Source organism: Kocuria soli, assembly GCF_003797835.1.
Lineage (GTDB): Bacteria > Actinomycetota > Actinomycetes > Actinomycetales > Micrococcaceae > Kocuria > Kocuria soli.
The window spans coordinates 146,219-164,072 of record NZ_RKMF01000004.1 but is presented as its reverse complement, the minus strand read 5'-3'; the positions used below and the strand labels follow the sequence as shown (position 1 = coordinate 164,072).

The following is a 17,854-nucleotide window of genomic DNA, read 5'->3' as shown; positions in this document are numbered from 1 at the left end:
CAGACGCGCGAAGCTTTTTCACCTGGCTTGAGAATTTGTCAGCATATATTCCAGTCGTTCCTTGTCGAAGCCGCAGCGCCCACTCCATGATCGCAGCCTGAACGACCTGCTGACCTGCGGTCATGAAACGTTTGTTTGGCTTAAGAATTGCCGCTTCTTCAATGAAAAAGACATATCGGATGTTTACGGGCCGTCAAGTAAGTTTTGAGAGGCGTCTGAGTAGCCAAGTTTCACAGCATGTCTAATCGATAGTGTAAGGCGTAAGAAGCGTACTTGCTGGAACGACCACCATGACCCGCGAGAAGAAGCAGGGCGGACAACCGGGCCAGGAGCCGGTCGAGTTGACCATATTATGAGTCTAAAGCGAGCGATTGGCCGAAGCGTTGCCGCGGGGCAGCTTCCATGTTGGCACTCCGTCAACGCCAGTCGTCCTTGATGATTGGTCCATCGGGCTGTGCGTTGCTTGGGGTTCGGGCGGGCTGTCAGTCGACATCTGAACCCGGCCGCCGGTGGTGCTAGGGCAGCCCCAGTGCGACCCTCAACCGTCCAGAGGTCAATGGGATGACGCGGTCCTCCGCTCCGAAACACCAGTGGCGCCCGCCGAAGCGGGCGCCACTCACATTCACTTGACCAATCAGATCACTTCACGTCGAACCGATCCGCATCCATGACCTTCGCCCACGCGGCAACAAAGTCGCGAACGAACTTCTCGTTCGCGTCGTCCGCCGCGTACACCTCAGCCACGGTCCGCAGCTCCGAGTTCGAACCGAACACCAGGTCGTTGCGGGTGCCGGTCCACTCGCGACCATCGGCGGTCACACCGCGGTAGTGGCCCTCGGCCACCTTCTCCCACTGGGTGTCGATGTCCGTCAGCGCCACCAGGAAGTCGTTGGACAGCACACCCACGCGATCGGTGAACACACCGTCGGAAGACCCGCCGTGAACGGCCCCCAGCACACGCAGGCCGGCCACCAGAACGGTCATCTCCGGGGCGGAGAGGCCCAGCAGGTTGGCCCGGTCGATGAGCGCGAACTCGGCCGGGAACTCCTTGTTCCCGCGCGGATCGTAGTTGCGGAAGCCGTCGACCTTGGGCTCCAGGAAGTTCTGACCGTCCACGTCCGTCTGCTCCTGCGTAGCATCCCCGCGCCCGGCCGTGAACGGCACGGACACCGAAACACCACCATCGGCAGCAGCCTTCTCCACGGCCCAGTTGCCCGCGATCACCACCGTGTCCGCAAAGGACACACCGTGATCGGACGCAATGGTCTCCAGAGCGGAAATCACCGGCCCGGTCACGGACGGCTCGTTGACCTCCCACGAACGCTGCGGCTCCAGGCGGATGCGGCCACCGTTGGCGCCACCGCGGAAGTCCGAGTGACGGAAGGTGGAGGCAGCGGCCCAGGCGGTCTTGACCACGTCGGTCACGGACAGCCCGGCAGCGGCCACGGCATCCTTGATCGCGGCAACCTCGGAATCACCGGGCACGGAAGCGGGTGCGGGGATCGGGTCCATCCACACCAGTTCCTCGGTGGGAACCTCCGCGCCCAGGTGGCGGGAGATCGGGCCCATGTCGCGGTGGGTCAGCTTGAACCACGCGCGGGCGTAGGCGTCCTGGAACGCGGCGAAGTCGTCCTTGAATCGGCGCGAAATCTTGTCGTACTCCGGGTCCTCACGCAGTGCCAGGTCGGAGGTCAGCATGCGCGGCTCGCGGCGGCCGTTGCCGTCGGCCTCCGGCACCATGTCCGAACCGCCGCCGTTGACCGGACGCCACTGCTGCGCGCCGGCGGGGGAGTGGAACAGCTCCCACTCGTAGGCGTAGAGGATGTGGAAGAACTCGTTGTCCCAGCGGGTCGGGTGGTAGGTCCAGGTGACCTCCAGGCCGGAGGTGATCGCATCGCGACCGGCACCCGAGCCGTAGGAGTTCTTCCAGCCCAGACCCATCTGCTCCAACGGGGCAGCCTCGGGCTCCGGACCCACGTGTTCCGGAACCGTGGACGCACCGTGGGTCTTGCCGAAGGTGTGACCGCCACCGATCAGCGCCACGGTCTCCTCGTCGTTCATGCCCATACGGCCGAAGGTCTCGCGGATGTCGATCGCGGACTTCTTCGGATCCGGCTCACCCTCCGGGCCCTCCGGGTTGACGTAGATCAGACCCATTTCGACGGCGGCCAGCGGGTTGTCCAGGTCGCGCTCACCCTTGTAGCGCTCGGCGCCGCCGTTGGTCCACTCGGTCTCCGGGCCCCAGTAGACGTCGTCCTCGGGCTCGTAGGCATCCACACGACCGCCGGAGAAACCGAAGGTGGGCATGCCCATGATCTCGTGTGCCACGTTGCCCGCGAGCACGAACAGGTCGGCCCAGGACAGGGACTGGCCGTACTTCTTCTTGACCGGCCACAGCAGACGCCGGGCCTTGTCCAGGGAGGCGTTGTCCGGCCAGGAGTTCAGCGGGGCGAATCGCTGCTGACCGGTGCCGGCGCCGCCGCGGCCGTCCATGGAACGGTAAGTACCCGCACCGTGCCAGGCCATGCGGATGATGAAGGGGCCGTAGTTGCCGAAGTCGGCGGGCCACCAGTCCTTGGAGGTGGTCAGCACCTCGCCGATGTACTGCTTGACCTCGTTGAGATCCAGCGCCTCGAAAGCCGCGCCGTAGTCGAAGTCCGGGTCATGCGGGTTGATGACCGGCTGCTCCTTGGCCAGGATCTTCAGGTTCAGGCGGTTCGGCCACCACTGCTGGTTGGCATCGCCCGACGTCGGGTGGGGCAGCGAGGCGCCGTGGGCCACCGGGCACTTGCCCTCGGAGGACTCCTGGACCGGCTCCTGCGGGAGGCCGGTGGCCGCCGTCTCGGTCATCTCACCGATCGTCGTGGTGTCGTCACCGTGGGGGAACTGCTTCTGGTCGTCGCTCACTTCTGATCCTCTCGATCTCTGTGTGACTGGGTGGGAAACTCGGTGGGGCGTGTGGCGTGGCCCGCTTGGCAGGCCGGGCACAGGCCCCAGAAATAGACCTCGGCCTCGTCGATCGCGTAACCGTGGTCGTCGTCGGTGTGCAGGCACGGTGCTGAGCCGGTCTGGCAGGGAATGTCCACCACTTCACCGCAACCGCGGCAGACCAGGTGGTGGTGGTTGTCGTTCCGGCGGATCTCGTACCGGGCGGGGGAGCCGGCGGGCTGAATGGAACGGACCAGGCCGGATTCTGTCAGCGCGTGCAGACAGTCGTAGACCGCCTGGTGGGACACGGACGGAACGGCCTGCCGGACCGCGCCCAGGATGGCGGAAGCGTCCGCGTGCGGATGCCTCCGCAGTGCACCGAGCACGGCCACACGTGGTTGCGTGACGCGGAGCCCCACGCCCCGCAACATCTCGCGCTCGCGGTGCTCCTCCGCCTGGACTGTGCTCATGGTCACCATCGTGCCCCGGTTTCTGGAATGAATCAAGAAAACATGCAAACGTTCCGTGCTTCCCCCTCGTAACCCGCAGGACATGGCGCGTCCGCCTTTCCGCAGCCCGGGTTTTGACAGAATCCCTATGTGACAGATTCGCCGACTGACTCGCCACACATCGGTGTCCGGAGCCCCCTGCTCGCCGGAGACCGCGCCCCCACACCACGCACCCTGGTGGACGTCTTCCTGGAAACGGTCGAACGCCACGGTTCCGCCCCCGCGCTCGAAGCGGGGGAAGCGCACCTGACCTACGACGAGTTCCACGAGGCCGCCGGAGAGGTCGCCGCCGAACTCTCGGCCCTCGGGATCGGCGCCGGGGACAAGGTCGGCGTCCGCGTGCCCTCCGGCACGGCGGACCTGTACCTCGCCATCATGGGCATCCTCCTGGCCGGCGCCGGGTACGTCCCCGTAGACGCCGACGACCCCGACGAGCGTGCCCGGACCGTGTTCTCGGAAGCCGCGGTGGCCGCGGTCATCACCGCCGATCTGATCGTCACCAGCCGACTCCCGGAGCCGCGCCCACCCGCTGAACCCACGCCGCCGTCGTTGGACGACGACTGCTGGGTCATCTTCACCTCCGGCTCCACGGGCAAGCCCAAAGGTGTGGCGGTCAGCCACCGCAGCGCCGCCGCGTTCGTGGATGCCGAGTCCCGGCTCTTCCTGCAACGACGGCCCATCGGGCCCGGCGACCGGGTCATGGCCGGCCTCTCGGTGGCCTTCGACGCCAGCTGCGAGGAGATGTGGCTGGCCTGGGCCCACGGCGGCTGCCTGATCCCCGCGCCGCGCTCGCTGGTGCGCTCCGGCATGGACCTGGGGCCGTGGCTGGTGGCCAACGCGGTCACGGTGGTCTCAACGGTCCCTACCCTGGTCTCCCTGTGGCCCGCCGAGGCCCTGAAGGCCGTGCGCTTGCTGATCCTGGGTGGCGAGGCCTGCCCGCCCGAGATCGGCGCCCGCCTGGCCAACGCCGAGCGCGAGGTCTGGAACACCTACGGACCCACGGAGGCGACCGTCGTCGCCTGCGCCGCGCAACTGACCGGAGAGCCCCCGGTTCGCATCGGCCTCCCGCTCGACGGCTGGGACCTGGCCGTCGTGGACGGCGACGGGCAGCCCGTACCTGAGGGCGAGAGCGGCGAGCTGATCATCGGCGGGGTGGGCCTCGCGCGCTACCTGGACCCGGAGAAGGACGCCGAGAAGTACGCGCCCATGCCCACGCTCGGCTGGCAGCGCGCCTACCGCTCGGGCGACGTGGTGGTCAACGACCCCGCCGGGCTCCTGTTCAAGGGCCGCGCGGACGACCAGGTCAAGGTCGGTGGACGGCGCATCGAGCTGGGGGAGATCGACGCCTCCCTCCTGGCCCTCCCCGGCGTGGTGGGCGCGGCGGCCGCGGTCCGCAAGACGGGCAGCGGCAACTCGCTGATCGTCGGGTACCTCACGGTGGACGACGCCTTCGACCGTGCCGCGTGCCTGGAACGACTGCGCGCGGACATGCCCGCCGCCCTGGTTCCGCGCCTGGCCGTCATCGACGACCTCCCCACGCGCACCAGCGGCAAGATCGACCGTGACGCACTCCCGTGGCCCCTTCCCGACGACGGCGCCGCCGCCTCCGCGGACCTGGGGGAGACGGCGACGTGGCTGGCCGAGATCTGGAACGACGTACTGGGATCCCGGCCCGCCGGACCCGACGAGGACTTCTTCGCCCTGGGTGGCGGGTCGCTGACCGCCGCCCAGATCGTGGCGCGCGTGCGCGAACGCCACGTCAACGCGACCGTGGCCGACGTGTACGAACACCCCCGGATCGGGGAGTTCGCGGCCTGGCTGGACACGCTGGACACCCCCGTGGGGCGGCTCAACGAGCGGGTCCGGCCGGTGCGTCGGTCCACGCAGGCCGTCCAGCTGGCGGCGCTGGTGGGCCTACGAACCATCGGCGGGCTGCGGCTGCTCCTGTGGCTGGCACTGGGCGTGCGTGTCGCCGATCTGCTCGGGTGGTCCGTCCCGGCCGAGGCCGTGGGGCTCGCACCGTGGTGGGTCCTCGGACTCCTGTGGGTGATCTTGGTCTTCCCGCTCGGTCGCCTGGCCACGGCCGCCGGCGTCGCCCGCCTGGTGCTGAAGGGCCTGAAGCCGGGGGCCTACCGCCGCGGCGGACGAACGCACCTGCGGCTGTGGTTCGCCGAACGCTTCGCCGAGGAAATGGGAGTCGGGCAGATCGGCGTGGCAGGCATGGTCCGCTGGTACGCCCGCTGGCTGGGATGCAGGCTGGGTCGCGACGTCGACCTGCACGCCATGCCACCCATCACCGGCTTCCTCACACTCGGTAACGGGGCCTCCGTGGAGCCCGAGGTCGACATGCAGGGCTACTGGATCGACGGCGCCACCGTCCACGTGGGCGAGATCGAGGTGGGCAAGCGCGCCCGCGTGGGTGCCCGCTCCACGCTGGTCCCCGGAGCCCGCATCGGCAACGACGCCGAAATTGCGCCCGGCTCCACCGTGTTCGGGCCGGTGGGTGCGCAGCAGCGCTGGTCGGGCTGCCCCGCGGCCCCCGTGGGTGATGCACGTGGACCGTGGGGCCCGCGCCCCAAGTCCCGGCCGGTGTTCACGGCCCTCTACATGGTCTCCGGACTGGTCATCGCCGTGCTCCCGTTGCTGGCCGTGATGGTGGGTCTGGTGGTGCTGTGGCTGCCGCTGAACGGCACCGACACCCTGGGTGAGGCGATAACGACGGCGGCTCTGTGGCTGCCGCTCGCCGGACTGGCCGGCTACGCCGCGCTCGCTGTCATGATTCTGGTGCTCGTGCGCTTGTGCGCGATCGGCCTGGAGGGTGGCCCGCACCCCGTCCAGGGGAGACAGGCGCTCCAGGCGTGGACGACGCTCCGACTCATGGACGAGGCACGTACGTGGTTGTTCCCGCTGTACGCCGGGATGGCCACCACGTGGTGGCTCCGGGCGCTGGGCGCCCAGGTGGGCCGCGACGCCGAGGCCTCCACCGTGCTCATGATCCCCAGCCTGACCCGCGTGGGTGCACGTGCCTTCCTGGCCGACGACACCCTGATCGGCGGCTACGAACTCGGCGGCGGCTGGCTGCGGATCGAACGGGTCAAGATCGGGCGCGGGGCGTTCGTCGGGAACTCCGGCATGACCGCGCCGGGGCGGAAGGTGCCCAAGGAGTCCTTGGTGGCCGTGCTCTCCGCCGCGCCGCGGCGGAAGAAGGCCAAGGCAGGCTCCTCGTGGGTGGGATCACCGCCGGAGAAGCTGCGCCGTACGCACAGCGACGTCGACTCCTCCCGGACCTACGAGCCCTCCACCGGGCTGCGGGTGCTGCGCGGGGTGATCGAGACCTGCCGTGTCCTGGCGCTGCTGGCCCACCTGTACCTGTATCTGTTCGCCTTCGTGGCACTGACGCTCGTCGCTGTCGTGTGGAACCTCGGTGCGGCGGCCGGGCTGTCCGGCGTCGTGCTCCTGGTCTGTGGTCTGCTGGCGGTGCTCTGCGCGGTGCTGGCCAAGTGGGTGCTCGTGGGGCGGTGGAAGCCGTCCGAGCACCCCCTGTGGTCCGGGTTCGTGTGGCGCGGGGAACTGGCCGATGCGTTCGTGGAGGCCGTGGCCGTCCCGTGGCTGCTGCGCCACGTACCCGGTACCGCATTGCTCAACCTCTACTTCAAGGCGATGGGTGCCAGGATCGGCAGCGGGGTGTGGAGCGAAACCTACTGGCTGCCCGAACACGACCTGATCGAGCTGGGCACCGCGGCCACCGTCAACCGTGGCTGCGTGGTCCAGACGCACCTGTTCCACGACCGCGTGCTGGCCATGGACACCGTCCGGCTGGGCCCGGGGGCCACGCTGGGCCCCAACTCGGTCATCCTGCCCGCGGCCACCCTGGGCCGCTACGCCACGGTCGGTCCCGGCTCCCTGGTCATGCGTGGCGAGTCGGCCCCGGACAAGACCCGGTGGGTCGGCAACCCCATCGGGCCGTGGCTGGATGAACTGGACGAAGCACAGCAGGATTAGACTTCCCGCCGAACCCTCAACACCCACCCCACGCACACCCACTCATCGACGATCCTCGATCGGAGCCCCATGACGATCCCCGACCCGTACCTGCGCGGGCACGGCGACACCCGCTACCGGGTCACGCACTACGACCTCAAGCTCACGTACAAGGTTGCGGGGAACCGTCTCGAGGAAAAGGCGCAGCTTTACGTCGAGATCGCGGAACCCACCAACCGGATCGACGTCGACCTCCACGGGTTGCGCGTCCACAAGGTCTTCCTGGACGGGCGGCCCGCCAAGTACCGGCACCGGGGGCAGCGGGTCGTCGTCGAGGTCGGGGACCGGGTGCCCGGCAACCGCTTCCTGCTCGAGTTCCGGGTCTCCGGCAAGCCCCGCCCCGTGCCCGGAGTTCACGGCACGTCCGGGTGGGAGGAACTCACCGACGGATCCATGGTCGGCTCCCAGCCGCACGGTGCCCCGAGCTGGTTCCCGTGCAACGACGACGCCGCGGACAAGGCCACGTATCGCATCGAGGTCACCACCGAACCGGAGTACCACGTGGTGGCCAACGGAACTCTGACCGACTCCACACGCAGCGGTGCGACCACCACCTGGACGTACGTCATGGACCGACCCATGGCGCCGTACCTGGCGACAGTGCAGATCGGTCCGTACACGGTCCATGAGCGGAAGGCCTCGGTTCCGGTGGAAGTCGTGCATCCCAAGGGTCTCGACGTCGGTGACGGGACCGCGTTCGAGGACCAGGGCAAGATGGTGGATTTCTTCGCCGATCTGTTCGGCCCGTATCCCTTCGCGGAGTACCGCGCCGTGATCGTTGACGACGACCTGGAAATCCCGCTGGAAGCCCAAGGCCTGAGCAGCTTCGGTCGGAATCACGTGGCGCCCGAGTGGGACAACGAGCGCCTGGTGGCCCACGAACTGGCCCATCAGTGGTTCGGTAACAGCGTCACCGCCCAGCGGCTCAGCGACATCTGGCTGCACGAAGGCTTCGCCTGCTACGCGGAATGGCTGTGGTCGGATCATCGCCACGCCTCGGGCGGAGGCGCCGGAGTGCAGGTGCGCGCAGCCGAGCATCATGCCGCGCTGGGCCCCACACCCGACGGATGCACCCTGGCCGATCCGGGCATGGAGGCCATGTTCGACGACTGGGTCTACAAACGCGGGGCGTTGACCCTGCACGCCGTCCGGGCGTTGCTGGGGGACACCGCGTTCTTCGACCTGCTCCGCAGCTGGACCCGCGAGCATGCGGGCGGCACGGTGACCACCGACGACTTCGAGGCGCACTGCCTGCGATGGGCCGGCAACCGCGATGCCGAAATGGACGCGCTGCTCAATGCGTGGTTGCACCGCACCCAGGTGCCCGCGCTGCCGGAAGTGCCTGCCCGCGGCTGACCGCGTTGCGCGTGGTGTGGGGTCTCAGACGAGGACAGTCTTGATCGGTCCCGGGGGAGTGACGGCCACCGCGCAGGTCCACCCGGGGCCCATGTCCAGGTCGATCACCGTGGCGGGCGGGCCCTCCAGGACCGTCCCGTCATCGTCCAGCCGGAGCTCCCGCGGATCGGTCACCAGCCCCGTGCCGTGGGCCTTCAGGATGGCTTCCTTGCGCACCCAGAGGCGGGTGCGTTCCTCGTCGGTGGTGCAGTGCTCCGCGGGGTGGAGGGCGACGTCGTCGAACCCAACGAACGCCGCGCTGCCGGCGGCCTCGATGTCGATCCCCACCTGGCCCTCCGCACACAGAGCGACGACGCCGACGGCACCCATTCGCGGACGCGACAGAGACACGTAGAGGCGCCCCGAGTCAGTCAGGACGAAGGGCTGCCCGTGGTCCGAGCTCCCGCACGTTGGGCAGGAGTGGACGAGCCGGGGCGAGGAGAAGCCGGTGACCTTCGAGACCAGGTCCAGAAGTGACCGGTGGAGGTCCGTTGGCGACGAGGTTCTGAAGTGGACGTCCGTGGCGGCCTCCTGAAAGCGATGGTCGCAACCAAATTACCGACCACGCGGTCGTATACGATGCTAGACTCACAATCACGTGATACAGGTCACACTCGCAGGTAGGTAAATCCCCTGGTCAACAGGCCTACGTGCAGTGCGGAAGACACCAAACGCTGCGGTGAGACAAGGACGTCCTCGCCGCAACGGCCCGCGGTCCCCACCCACACTCCGGGGCGCCGTCGGGCTGGTGGGGGAGCTTCCGTCGTCGAGTCACTGGCCACCCTGTGGATCACGCTCGCACCACCAAGGAGGATCCATGTCCCGACGGCACCACCTCATGCAGATCACCGCACTCACCGGCGTCGCAGCCCTGGCACTCACCGCGTGCGGTGAGGGCGGCGGCGGGGGAGGTGACGGCGAAACCTACAAGATCGGCGTCACCCAGATCGTGTCCCACCCGTCCCTGGACGCAGCCCCCGAAGGCTTCAAATCCGCCTTCGAGGAAGAAGGTATGGAGGTCGAGTGGGACGAGCAGAACGCGCAGGGGGAGCAGGCCACGGCCTCCAACATCGCGGGAACCTTCGCCAATGACGACAAGGACCTGATCCTGGCGATCGCCACGCCCACCGCCCAGGCCGCAGCCCAGTCCATCCAGGACAAGCCGATCGTGTTCACCGCCGTGACCGATCCCCAGGAAGCTGGATTGGTGGATTCGTGGGAGGAGCCGGGCGGGAACGTCACCGGCACCTCGGACATGAACCCCGTCAAGGAACAGCTCGAGCTGCTGAAGGAGATCGATCCGGACGTCAAGACCGTCGGCATCGTCTACTCCTCGGGTGAGGCCAACTCGCAGGTCCAGGTGGACGCCGCCAAGGAGGCCGCCAAGGAACTGGACCTTGAGATCAAGGAGGCCACCGTCAGCAACTCCTCCGAGGTCCAGCAGGGCCTCCAGTCCCTGGACGTGGACGCCGTGTACGTCCCCACCGACAACGTGGTGGTGTCCGCACTGGAGACCGTGATCCAGTACGGCGAGGAGAAGCAGGTCCCGATCCTGGCCTCCGAGGGCGATTCGGTGTCCCGCGGTGCCGTGGCCACCTACGGCATCGATTACGAGTCACTGGGCAAGCAGGCCGGTGAGATGGCGATCAAGATCCTCAAGGAGGACGCCGACCCCGCCAGCATGCCGGTCGAGGAGCAGACGGAGCTGCAACTCCACGTCAACCCGGAGGCCGCCAAGGCCCAGGGCATCGAAATCCCGCAGGAGGTCCTGGACCGCGCCGACGTGGTGGTCGGCGAGGACGTCGAGCCCCAGGACCCGGCGTCTGCAGGCGAAGAGGGCTGACCCCCTGAGTGGTCGGGCCCGCCGTCGTCGTGACCCACAGTGACGACGACGGCGGCCCGGCACCCCACCGAACCCCGCTCACTTCCATCCACCCGACGCGGGCAATCCCAGCGCGCGGTCCCCACCATCTCCTGACGAGGACAGATGATTACTGCAATCGAACTCGGCCTGATCTACGCGATCGTGGCCCTGGGCGTTTACCTGACCTTCCGAGTACTCAATTTCCCCGACCTGACGGTCGACGGCTCCTTCACCACGGGGGCGGGCACGGCCGGTGTGCTGATCGTCAACGGCATCAACCCATTCCTGGCCACGGCTCTCGCATTCGTGGTGGGCACGATCGCCGGTCTGATCACCGGCTTGCTGCACACCAAGGGCAACATCAACGGCCTGCTGGCCGGCATTTTGACCATGATCGGGCTCTACTCGATCAACCTGCGCATCATGGGCGCTGCCAACGTTCCCCTCCTGCGGGAAAACACGCTGCTCACGCTCCTCTACGACTACGTGGACCGTGGAGTCCTGTCGATCGTGCTGTTGGCCGTGGTGGCCATCCTGTTCAAACTGGTCATCGACTGGTACCTGCACACGGACACCGGCCTGGCCCTGCAGGCCACCGGTGACAACGAACAGATGATCAAGTCCTTCGCGGTTTCCACGGACCGGCAGAAGATCTACGGGCTCATGATCTCCAACGGACTGATGGGCGTGGCCGGCGCGCTGGTGGCCCAGTACCAGGGATTCGTGGACATCCAGATGGGCATCGGCCTGATCCTGGTGGGTCTGGCCTCGGTGATCGTGGGGCAGGCGATCTTCGGCAACGGTGTGGTCTTCCAGGCCACCTTGGCCGTGGTTCTCGGTGCCGTCCTGTACCGCCTGGCCATCCAGTTCGCCCTCAACGCCGGGCTGAACCCCAACGACATGAAGCTGCTCTCCGCCCTGCTGGTGATCGCGGCACTGTTGCTGCCGCAGTGGTCCGGATTCCGCAAGATCGCCAAGTGGCGCCACGGCCTGGGGATCGGCGGTGGTGCGGCCACGCTCACCTCCGACGGCGCAGAGGCTGCCGCTGAGGGCGAGATGGCCACCAAGACCGAGGCCCAGCGGGTCCTCGGTGTTCCGGCCGGAGCGGCTCCGGACAGTCCACACGCCACCGACGCCACGGGTAGCACCGCAGGGAAGGAGAACTGAGCATGTTGAAGATCGAAAACGTCTCCAAGACCTTCTTCCCCGGAACCGTCAACGAACGCAAGGCGCTCGTGGACGTCTCGCTGGACCTGCGCGAAGGCGACTTCGTGACGGTCATCGGCTCCAACGGTGCGGGCAAATCGACCATCCTGAACACCATTGCCGGGAGGATCCCGCAGGACCGCGGCCAGGTGTTGATCGACGGCAAGGAGATCTCCAAGCAACCCGAACACAAACGAGCTGCTCGGGTGGGCCGGGTCTTCCAGGACCCCATGGCGGGTACCGCCCCCAACCTCACGGTCGAGGAGAACCTGTCCCTGGCCGATCGCCGCGGTGCCGTCCGCGGGCTGGCCCGGGCGGTCACCGGGTCCAAGCGGGAACGCTTCGCCGAGGAACTCAAGGTGCTGGAACTCGGCCTCGAAAACCGGCTCAAGACCAAGGTGGGACTGCTCTCGGGCGGCCAGCGGCAGGCATTGAGCCTGCTCATGGCCACGTTCTCCAAGCCCAAGGTGCTCTTGCTGGACGAGCACACGGCCGCGCTGGACCCGCAGCGCGCCGAGCTGGTGACCCGTTTGACCAAACAGGTGGTCCAGGCCCAGGGGCTGACCACGTTGATGGTCACCCACAACATGAACCAGGCCCTGGACGTGGGGAACCGGCTGATCATGATGCACGAGGGCCGGATCATCCTGGACGCCTCCCCGGAGGAGAAGCAGCGCATGACCCCGGAGGACCTGCTGCACAGGTTCACCCAGCTCAAGGGTGCTGCCCTGGACGACAAGACCTTGCTGCAGTAGCGGCAGAGGCCCGGCCGACACACCTTACAGGCCGGGCCCGACGTCGTCGCAACCACCCGCCGAAATGGGGATCTGGTCGCCCATCACGCGTGATGGGCGACCAGATCCCCATCTCGCGCTGGCGGAGGGGAGTTGCACAGGTCCGGCACAGGGTTCTTCAGACTCTCGTCATAGGAACCGGGCTTGTACTACTGCCATGTCCGTACAGGAACCCATCATCAGTTCGCAGGACGAGCCCATCCGCAACGTCCCCGTCACCTCGGTAGCGGGGCAGCAAGCTCGCGATGCCGCAGCTTTCCGCCGGTCCATGTTCGCCTTGCGCGGTCATCGCCAGTCCGTGGCCACCTTGGCCCTTGCCCTCATGGCCCTCATCGGGGGAACGGTCATGGCACTGACCGTCGAGTCGCTCTTTCCCATCATGCTCACGCTCTCCGGCATCCTGGATACGGTTTCCATCGTCACGGCGGCGGTCGGGACCCTGGGCATCCTGTGCTTGGTGCTTCTGGCCGCACAGATTCCGGCATTGGACAGGGCCTTCGGCCGGGACGGTCTGATTGCCTGGCACAAAGTCCTGGGTCCCTGGTCGCTGGTGTTGATCGCCGTGCACATCGCGGCCTCGGTGTTGTCCGTGGCGGCGGCCGCTACGGACAACCGGCTCCGGGCGGCCATTTCCTTCGTCGTCTCCGACGGCGACCTGGTCCTGGCGCTCCTGGGCTCCCTGATCTTCCTGGTTGGCGGGGTGACCTCCTGGTCCAAAGTCCGGGGGCTGCTGCCACGCGGTCTGTGGTGGACCGTGCACCTCACGCTCTACCTCGGTATCCTGCTGGCGTTCTTCCACCAGGTCACCGCGGGCGGTCCGTTCATGATCGGTGTCGCCAAAGCGCTGTGGATCGGGGTGTACGTCGTCGTCGGGGTCCTGGTGCTGACCTACCGAGTGGCCCTGCCGCTGATCCGCTCTGCCGAACACGGCTTGCGCGTGGAGGCAGTGGTGTACGAGTCCCCGGGGGTCTACTCGGTCTGGATGCGCGGCCGCGGGCTGGACGCGCTGGGAATGGAGCCCGGGCAGTTCATGTCCTTCCGTTTCCTGTCCCCGGGGCTCGTATGGCAGGCCCACCCCTACTCGCTTTCCGCGCTCCCGGGCGGGGACCTGATCCGCATCACCGTCGCGGAGGTGGGAACGGGAACTGCAAGGCTCCGGCACGTCAGGCCCGGCACCAGGGTCCTGGTCGAAGGCCCGCACGGTGTGCTCACGCCCGTGCAGTTCGGCTCGGAGCGGGTGGTGCTTTTCGGTGGCGGCGTTGGGATCGCACCGCTGGTACCACTGGCCAGGACATTCGCAGGCCGGGGCGTTCCAGTCGACGTCGTGTACCGAACCTCCGTCCACGACCGGGCCCCGCTCCTGCACGAACTCACCGACCTGCACGACGCCGGGTGGATCCGGCTCATGTTCCTGCCCGGCCACCGCCATGAACAGCCCCTGGACTCCTGGCGGCTGCACACCCTGCTGGGTGACGTTCGCAACGCCGAGATCTACATGTGCGGACCCGTGGGCCTGACGGACGAAATCCAGGCCGGTCTGCGCGCACTGGGCGCCACACCAGACCGCATTCACACCGAACTCTTCGAAATGTGAGGACAGCTTCCATGACAACTTCCAAGGTGCAGAAGGCAAGCCGTATCGCGGCGGTCGGAGCGGCGGCCACCGCGGGCGTGCTCTCCACGCTCGTGTTCAACCCGAGCGCCCTTTCTCTGGTCGCCGACCAGACACCTTTGGCCCAGTCGGTGGCCACCACCGGCAGCATGACGACGGCCGGTACCGGGTCCTCGGGATCTTCGGGCTCCGGGACCTCAGCAACTTCCGCCGGGACGGGGGCCGTGTCCTCCGAGACCACCTCCGCCAGCCAGACCTACACGGGCGATGCCGTGCAGACCCGGTATGGTCCGGTTCAAGTGGAGGTGACCGTGGACGGCAGCGGCACCGTCACCGACATCACATGGCTGGACTACCCGGCCAACGAGGGGAAGTCCGTGCAGATCAACCAGCGCGCCATGCCGCTGCTCACGGACGAGGCGCTTCAGGCGCAGTCTGCCGACGTCTCCACGATCGCGGGCGCCTCCTACACCTCCCAGGGCTTCACACAGTCGCTGCAGTCCGCCTTGGACCAGGCAGGAGTGTGATGTGACTACCGCCGCCCTGACCGCACCAGCCTGCCGGAGCCTCCGCGACAGCGTGGAGGTCTGGGGAACAGTTGTCACCATCGACCTGCGCGACGTGGACAGCACCTGGCCTGCCGAGGACGCGATCGCTGCTGCGCTCGGCGAGGCCACCGCCCACCTGCACCGCATTGATCGCGTGTTCTCGACGTGCCGCCCGGACTCCCTCGTCAGCCGGTACCGGTCGGGAGAACTGAGCCGCGCCGAGCTGGAATCCTCCGCCGAGGACGACGACGTCGCCCTCCTGCTCACCGTGATCGAGGCATGCGAGCGGGGCCGTGAGCTCACGGAGGGTGCTTTCGACCCGTGGGCCGTTGACGGCGGCTTCGATCCGTCCGGGTACGTCAAGGGCTGGGCGGCCCAGACGGTGGCCGACCGGCTGGTCACGCATGGACTGCGCCACGTGTGCGTGAATGCCGCCGGTGACCTGACCGTCCGGGGCCTGGCCGATGTCGGTACCGCATGGCGCGTCGGGGTACCGCACCCGGAGGATCGCCTCACGCTGGTGCATTCCTTCGACCTGACCGACGGCGCCGCAGCCACCTCGGGATTCTCGGAGCGGGGCGAACACATCGTGGTTCCATCATCCGGGCCCTCGATCCCTCCGACGTCTTCGCGGACATCCGCGTCGTCGTCGATCGGGGAGCCGCGGTGGACAGGTCACGGTGCCCGCCAGACCACGGTGTGGGGCCCCGATGCGGGGTGGTGTGAGATTCTCTCCACCGGGCTGATGGTTGCCGACCGCTGCGGCTTGGACTGGTTCGCCCAACTGCCCGGTTACCGCGCCTTCTGCGTGGACGCGACCGAGAACAGGGTGTTCCGGATGGGGTGATAGAACCGCGGAATCACGGGGCTGACCGGGGCTTTTCGGTGCTAGCCTCGAGGTGGGCCAAGAGCCCGGCGTGGGATCACCGCCGGTAGGTCATGGGAATCCCACGTGGATGGGAGAGGACCATGTAACCAGTCGCCGCGGGGTCGGGAACCACAGTCGGTAGACGTCACCCAAGTCCCACATCGGCCGCCCAGCCCCTCACTCGGAGACTCGATCGCAACGACGCACGAGTCCACCGGAAGTTTCTTGATCACCTGCTCGTCGCAGCCATGCTGGAGGTGTGAGAAATGACGAGTGAAGCATTTGTCCTGTGGTTCGAAGACCTCAAGTACACCGACATCCCCCAGGTCGGAGGCAAGAACGCCTCCCTGGGTGAAATGATCCGCAGCCTCGCCGAAGAAGACGTGAAAGTTCCCGGTGGTTTCGCCACCACCGCCCACGCGTACCGCGAGTTCATCAGGCACAACAACCTCAAGGACATCCTGGCGGAAGAGACCCAGGCACTGGACACGGGGGAACGCACCTTGGAGCAGGTGGGCACGGCCGTCCGCCGCGCCCTGCGCCACGGCGAGTTCCCGGAGGAGATTGCCCACGCGATCCGTGAGGCCTACGCCGAGATGTGCCGCAGGGACGGTGTTGAGGCGGCCTCCGTGGCCGTGCGCAGCAGTGCGACGGCGGAGGACCTCCCGGAGGCCAGCTTCGCAGGCCAACAGGAGACCGACCTCAACATCACCGGTCCGGAGGACCTGCTCGCGGCCTGCAAACGCTGCTACGCCTCCCTGTTCACGGACCGGGCGATCAACTACCGGCGCGAACGCGGCTTCGACCACCTGGAGGTCGCCCTGTCCGTGGGCGTGCAGAAGATGGTCCAGTCCGACCGTGCCGGCTCCGGGGTCATGTTCTCCCTGGACACGGACACGGGCTTCCCGGATGTCGTCGTGATCGACGCCGCCTGGGGCCTGGGCGAAACCGTGGTGCAGGGTGCGGTGGACCCGGACGAGTACCGCGTGTTCAAGCCCCGCCTGGCCGAACCCCACCTGGACCCCATCCTGACCAAGAAACTGGGGCGCAAGGAAAAGAAGATGATCTACGCGGTGGGTGGTAACCAGTCCACCCAGACCGTGGACACCCAGGGGGCCGAGCGCAACAGGCTGGTCCTCACGGACGACGAGATCCTGACCCTGGCCAGGTGGGCGGTCATCATCGAGAAGCACTAGCGCATGTCGCAGGCATGACACTTGAGGAACAAACTTCCGACTGTATACACGGACATGGGGCATTTAATACGTTTGCGTATAAGCAATAACATGTGTTGTTCTCATGACATCGACCGCCGTACTGGAGGCCATCGCCGAGCCAACTCGACGACGCCTCCTCGACGCCATTCGCGACGACGAGCGTTCGGTCGGTGACCTAGTCGATATCGTCGGAATGCACCAGCCCGGCGTCTCCCGACACCTCAAAGTGCTACGCGACGTCGGACTGGTCGAGGTCCGGCGCGACGCGCAACGGCGGCTCTACCGGCTCCAGCCAGAGCCGTTGATGGAGTTGGACGAATGGTTGGAGCCCTACCGGCTGGAGTGGTCATTCGGCTCGACAGCCTGGAGCGCCATCTAGAACGCACCGCGCCACCTCACCTTCACCATCGAGGAGGTCTGGGCGGCGATCACCGTCGACCTTCGCGAAGGCGGGAGTATCGTCTTAGACTGGCCGGACCTGGACTTCCCCACGATGAAGTTCGAGATCACGCGGCTCGATCCGCCGAACCTGCTCGAACACAAACACACAAGCCCTGGCTCCTGGATGCGCTGGGAGCTGGAAGCCACCGATCACGGCACGCGGCTACTCGCGACGTACTCCGTGCCTGACATTGACATGGCGATCGAGCGCGGTTACCTCGTGGAATTGCATTGCTCCCTCGACCGCCTTGTGCCAGCCCTGTCCGGGAGCCCGGTTGGTTGGGACAACGACGTCTTCCAGGAGTTCGTCGCGGTATATTCGGAGGTTGGCTCCGGCAGTCGACGAGACTGACAGGGGCACGAGAGCTCCGTGCAGAACAAGACACGGGGCTCTCGTACTTCCGAGCGCACTATGCCCGCTCGTTCTCGGG

14 protein-coding genes are annotated in these 17,854 nt (G+C 67.2%); 11 read left to right on the top strand and 3 right to left on the bottom strand.

Features of this window, described 5'->3' with window-relative positions:
• Positions 1 to 639 precede the first annotated feature (639 nt).
• Both katG and EDL96_RS04555 read right to left on the bottom strand, forming a co-directional pair.
• Positions 640 to 2,850: a catalase/peroxidase HPI gene (gene katG, locus EDL96_RS04560; protein ID WP_123824675.1), complete on the bottom strand. Its 2,211-nt coding sequence runs from the start codon at positions 2,848 to 2,850 to the stop codon at positions 640 to 642.
• Between the two features lie 53 nt (positions 2,851 to 2,903).
• Entirely contained in the window at positions 2,904 to 3,398 is a 495-nt protein-coding gene (locus EDL96_RS04555; RefSeq protein ID WP_123824632.1) for a Fur family transcriptional regulator, read from the bottom strand.
• Between the two features lie 129 nt (positions 3,399 to 3,527).
• On the opposite strand from EDL96_RS04555, the gene EDL96_RS04550 reads away from it, so the two are divergent.
• Positions 3,528 to 7,439, top strand: coding sequence for a Pls/PosA family non-ribosomal peptide synthetase (locus tag EDL96_RS04550; protein WP_233568682.1), 3,912 nt, complete (start codon positions 3,528 to 3,530; stop codon positions 7,437 to 7,439).
• A gap of 69 nt (positions 7,440 to 7,508) precedes the next feature.
• Complete coding sequence (locus tag EDL96_RS04545) at positions 7,509 to 8,834, top strand: M1 family metallopeptidase (protein WP_123824631.1); 1,326 nt, start codon at positions 7,509 to 7,511, stop codon at positions 8,832 to 8,834.
• A gap of 24 nt (positions 8,835 to 8,858) precedes the next feature.
• Here the strand turns inward: EDL96_RS04545 and EDL96_RS04540 are convergent, their stop codons facing one another.
• Positions 8,859 to 9,203 carry a 4'-phosphopantetheinyl transferase family protein gene (locus EDL96_RS04540; protein WP_123824630.1) on the bottom strand — a complete coding sequence of 115 codons (345 nt, stop codon included), beginning with the start codon at positions 9,201 to 9,203 and terminating at the stop codon, positions 8,859 to 8,861.
• 487 nt (positions 9,204 to 9,690) lie between these two features.
• On the opposite strand from EDL96_RS04540, the gene EDL96_RS04535 reads away from it, so the two are divergent.
• The 9 genes from EDL96_RS04535 (at position 9,691) to EDL96_RS04495 (ending at position 17,775) form a co-directional block, all read left to right on the top strand.
• Positions 9,691 to 10,716, top strand: a complete 1,026-nt coding sequence (locus EDL96_RS04535) for an ABC transporter substrate-binding protein (RefSeq protein ID WP_123824629.1) — start codon at positions 9,691 to 9,693, stop codon at positions 10,714 to 10,716.
• Positions 10,717 to 10,860: 144 nt separating this feature from the next.
• Positions 10,861 to 11,904, top strand: a complete 1,044-nt coding sequence (locus tag EDL96_RS04530; RefSeq protein ID WP_123824628.1) for an ABC transporter permease — start codon at positions 10,861 to 10,863, stop codon at positions 11,902 to 11,904.
• 2 nt (positions 11,905 to 11,906) lie between these two features.
• Positions 11,907 to 12,698, top strand: coding sequence for an ABC transporter ATP-binding protein (locus tag EDL96_RS04525; RefSeq protein WP_123824627.1), 792 nt, complete (start codon positions 11,907 to 11,909; stop codon positions 12,696 to 12,698).
• Positions 12,699 to 12,894: 196 nt separating this feature from the next.
• Positions 12,895 to 14,331 (top strand): ferredoxin reductase family protein, encoded by a 1,437-nt coding sequence (locus EDL96_RS04520; protein ID WP_158609505.1) that lies wholly within the window; start codon positions 12,895 to 12,897, stop codon positions 14,329 to 14,331.
• 11 nt (positions 14,332 to 14,342) lie between these two features.
• On the top strand, positions 14,343 to 14,876 hold the full coding sequence (locus EDL96_RS04515; RefSeq protein WP_123824625.1) for an FMN-binding protein: 534 nt from the start codon (positions 14,343 to 14,345) through the stop codon (positions 14,874 to 14,876).
• Position 14,877: 1 nt separating this feature from the next.
• On the top strand, positions 14,878 to 15,744 hold the full coding sequence (locus EDL96_RS04510; RefSeq protein WP_123824624.1) for an FAD:protein FMN transferase: 867 nt from the start codon (positions 14,878 to 14,880) through the stop codon (positions 15,742 to 15,744).
• Between the two features lie 287 nt (positions 15,745 to 16,031).
• Complete coding sequence (locus tag EDL96_RS04505; protein WP_123824623.1) at positions 16,032 to 16,961, top strand: PEP/pyruvate-binding domain-containing protein; 930 nt, start codon at positions 16,032 to 16,034, stop codon at positions 16,959 to 16,961.
• A 103-nt stretch (positions 16,962 to 17,064) separates the two neighbouring features.
• Positions 17,065 to 17,361 (top strand): ArsR/SmtB family transcription factor, encoded by a 297-nt coding sequence (locus EDL96_RS04500; RefSeq protein WP_123824622.1) that lies wholly within the window; start codon positions 17,065 to 17,067, stop codon positions 17,359 to 17,361.
• Positions 17,362 to 17,475: 114 nt separating this feature from the next.
• The gene (locus tag EDL96_RS04495; protein ID WP_407656903.1) at positions 17,476 to 17,775 is read left to right on the top strand and encodes an SRPBCC family protein; all 300 of its coding nucleotides are present in this window, start codon (positions 17,476 to 17,478) and stop codon (positions 17,773 to 17,775) included.
• The last annotated feature ends 79 nt before the right edge of the window (positions 17,776 to 17,854 follow it).

What these genes read in the sequence shown, in the direction of transcription:
- EDL96_RS04525 (WP_123824627.1), top strand. Translation starts at nt 11,907, where the DNA reads ATGTTGAAGATCGAAAACGTCTCCAAGACCTTCTTCCCCGGAACCGTC.
- EDL96_RS04495 (WP_407656903.1), top strand. Translation starts at nt 17,476, where the DNA reads ATGAAGTTCGAGATCACGCGGCTCGATCCGCCGAACCTGCTCGAACAC.
- EDL96_RS04530 (WP_123824628.1), top strand. Translation starts at nt 10,861, where the DNA reads ATGATTACTGCAATCGAACTCGGCCTGATCTACGCGATCGTGGCCCTG.
- EDL96_RS04540 (WP_123824630.1), bottom strand. Translation starts at nt 9,203, where the DNA reads ATGGGTGCCGTCGGCGTCGTCGCTCTGTGTGCGGAGGGCCAGGTGGGG.
- EDL96_RS04545 (WP_123824631.1), top strand. Translation starts at nt 7,509, where the DNA reads ATGACGATCCCCGACCCGTACCTGCGCGGGCACGGCGACACCCGCTAC.
- EDL96_RS04505 (WP_123824623.1), top strand. Translation starts at nt 16,032, where the DNA reads ATGACGAGTGAAGCATTTGTCCTGTGGTTCGAAGACCTCAAGTACACC.
- EDL96_RS04500 (WP_123824622.1), top strand. Translation starts at nt 17,065, where the DNA reads ATGACATCGACCGCCGTACTGGAGGCCATCGCCGAGCCAACTCGACGA.
- EDL96_RS04535 (WP_123824629.1), top strand. Translation starts at nt 9,691, where the DNA reads ATGTCCCGACGGCACCACCTCATGCAGATCACCGCACTCACCGGCGTC.
- EDL96_RS04520 (WP_158609505.1), top strand. Translation starts at nt 12,895, where the DNA reads ATGTCCGTACAGGAACCCATCATCAGTTCGCAGGACGAGCCCATCCGC.
- EDL96_RS04555 (WP_123824632.1), bottom strand. Translation starts at nt 3,398, where the DNA reads ATGAGCACAGTCCAGGCGGAGGAGCACCGCGAGCGCGAGATGTTGCGG.
- EDL96_RS04515 (WP_123824625.1), top strand. Translation starts at nt 14,343, where the DNA reads ATGACAACTTCCAAGGTGCAGAAGGCAAGCCGTATCGCGGCGGTCGGA.
- katG (WP_123824675.1), bottom strand. Translation starts at nt 2,850, where the DNA reads ATGACCGAGACGGCGGCCACCGGCCTCCCGCAGGAGCCGGTCCAGGAG.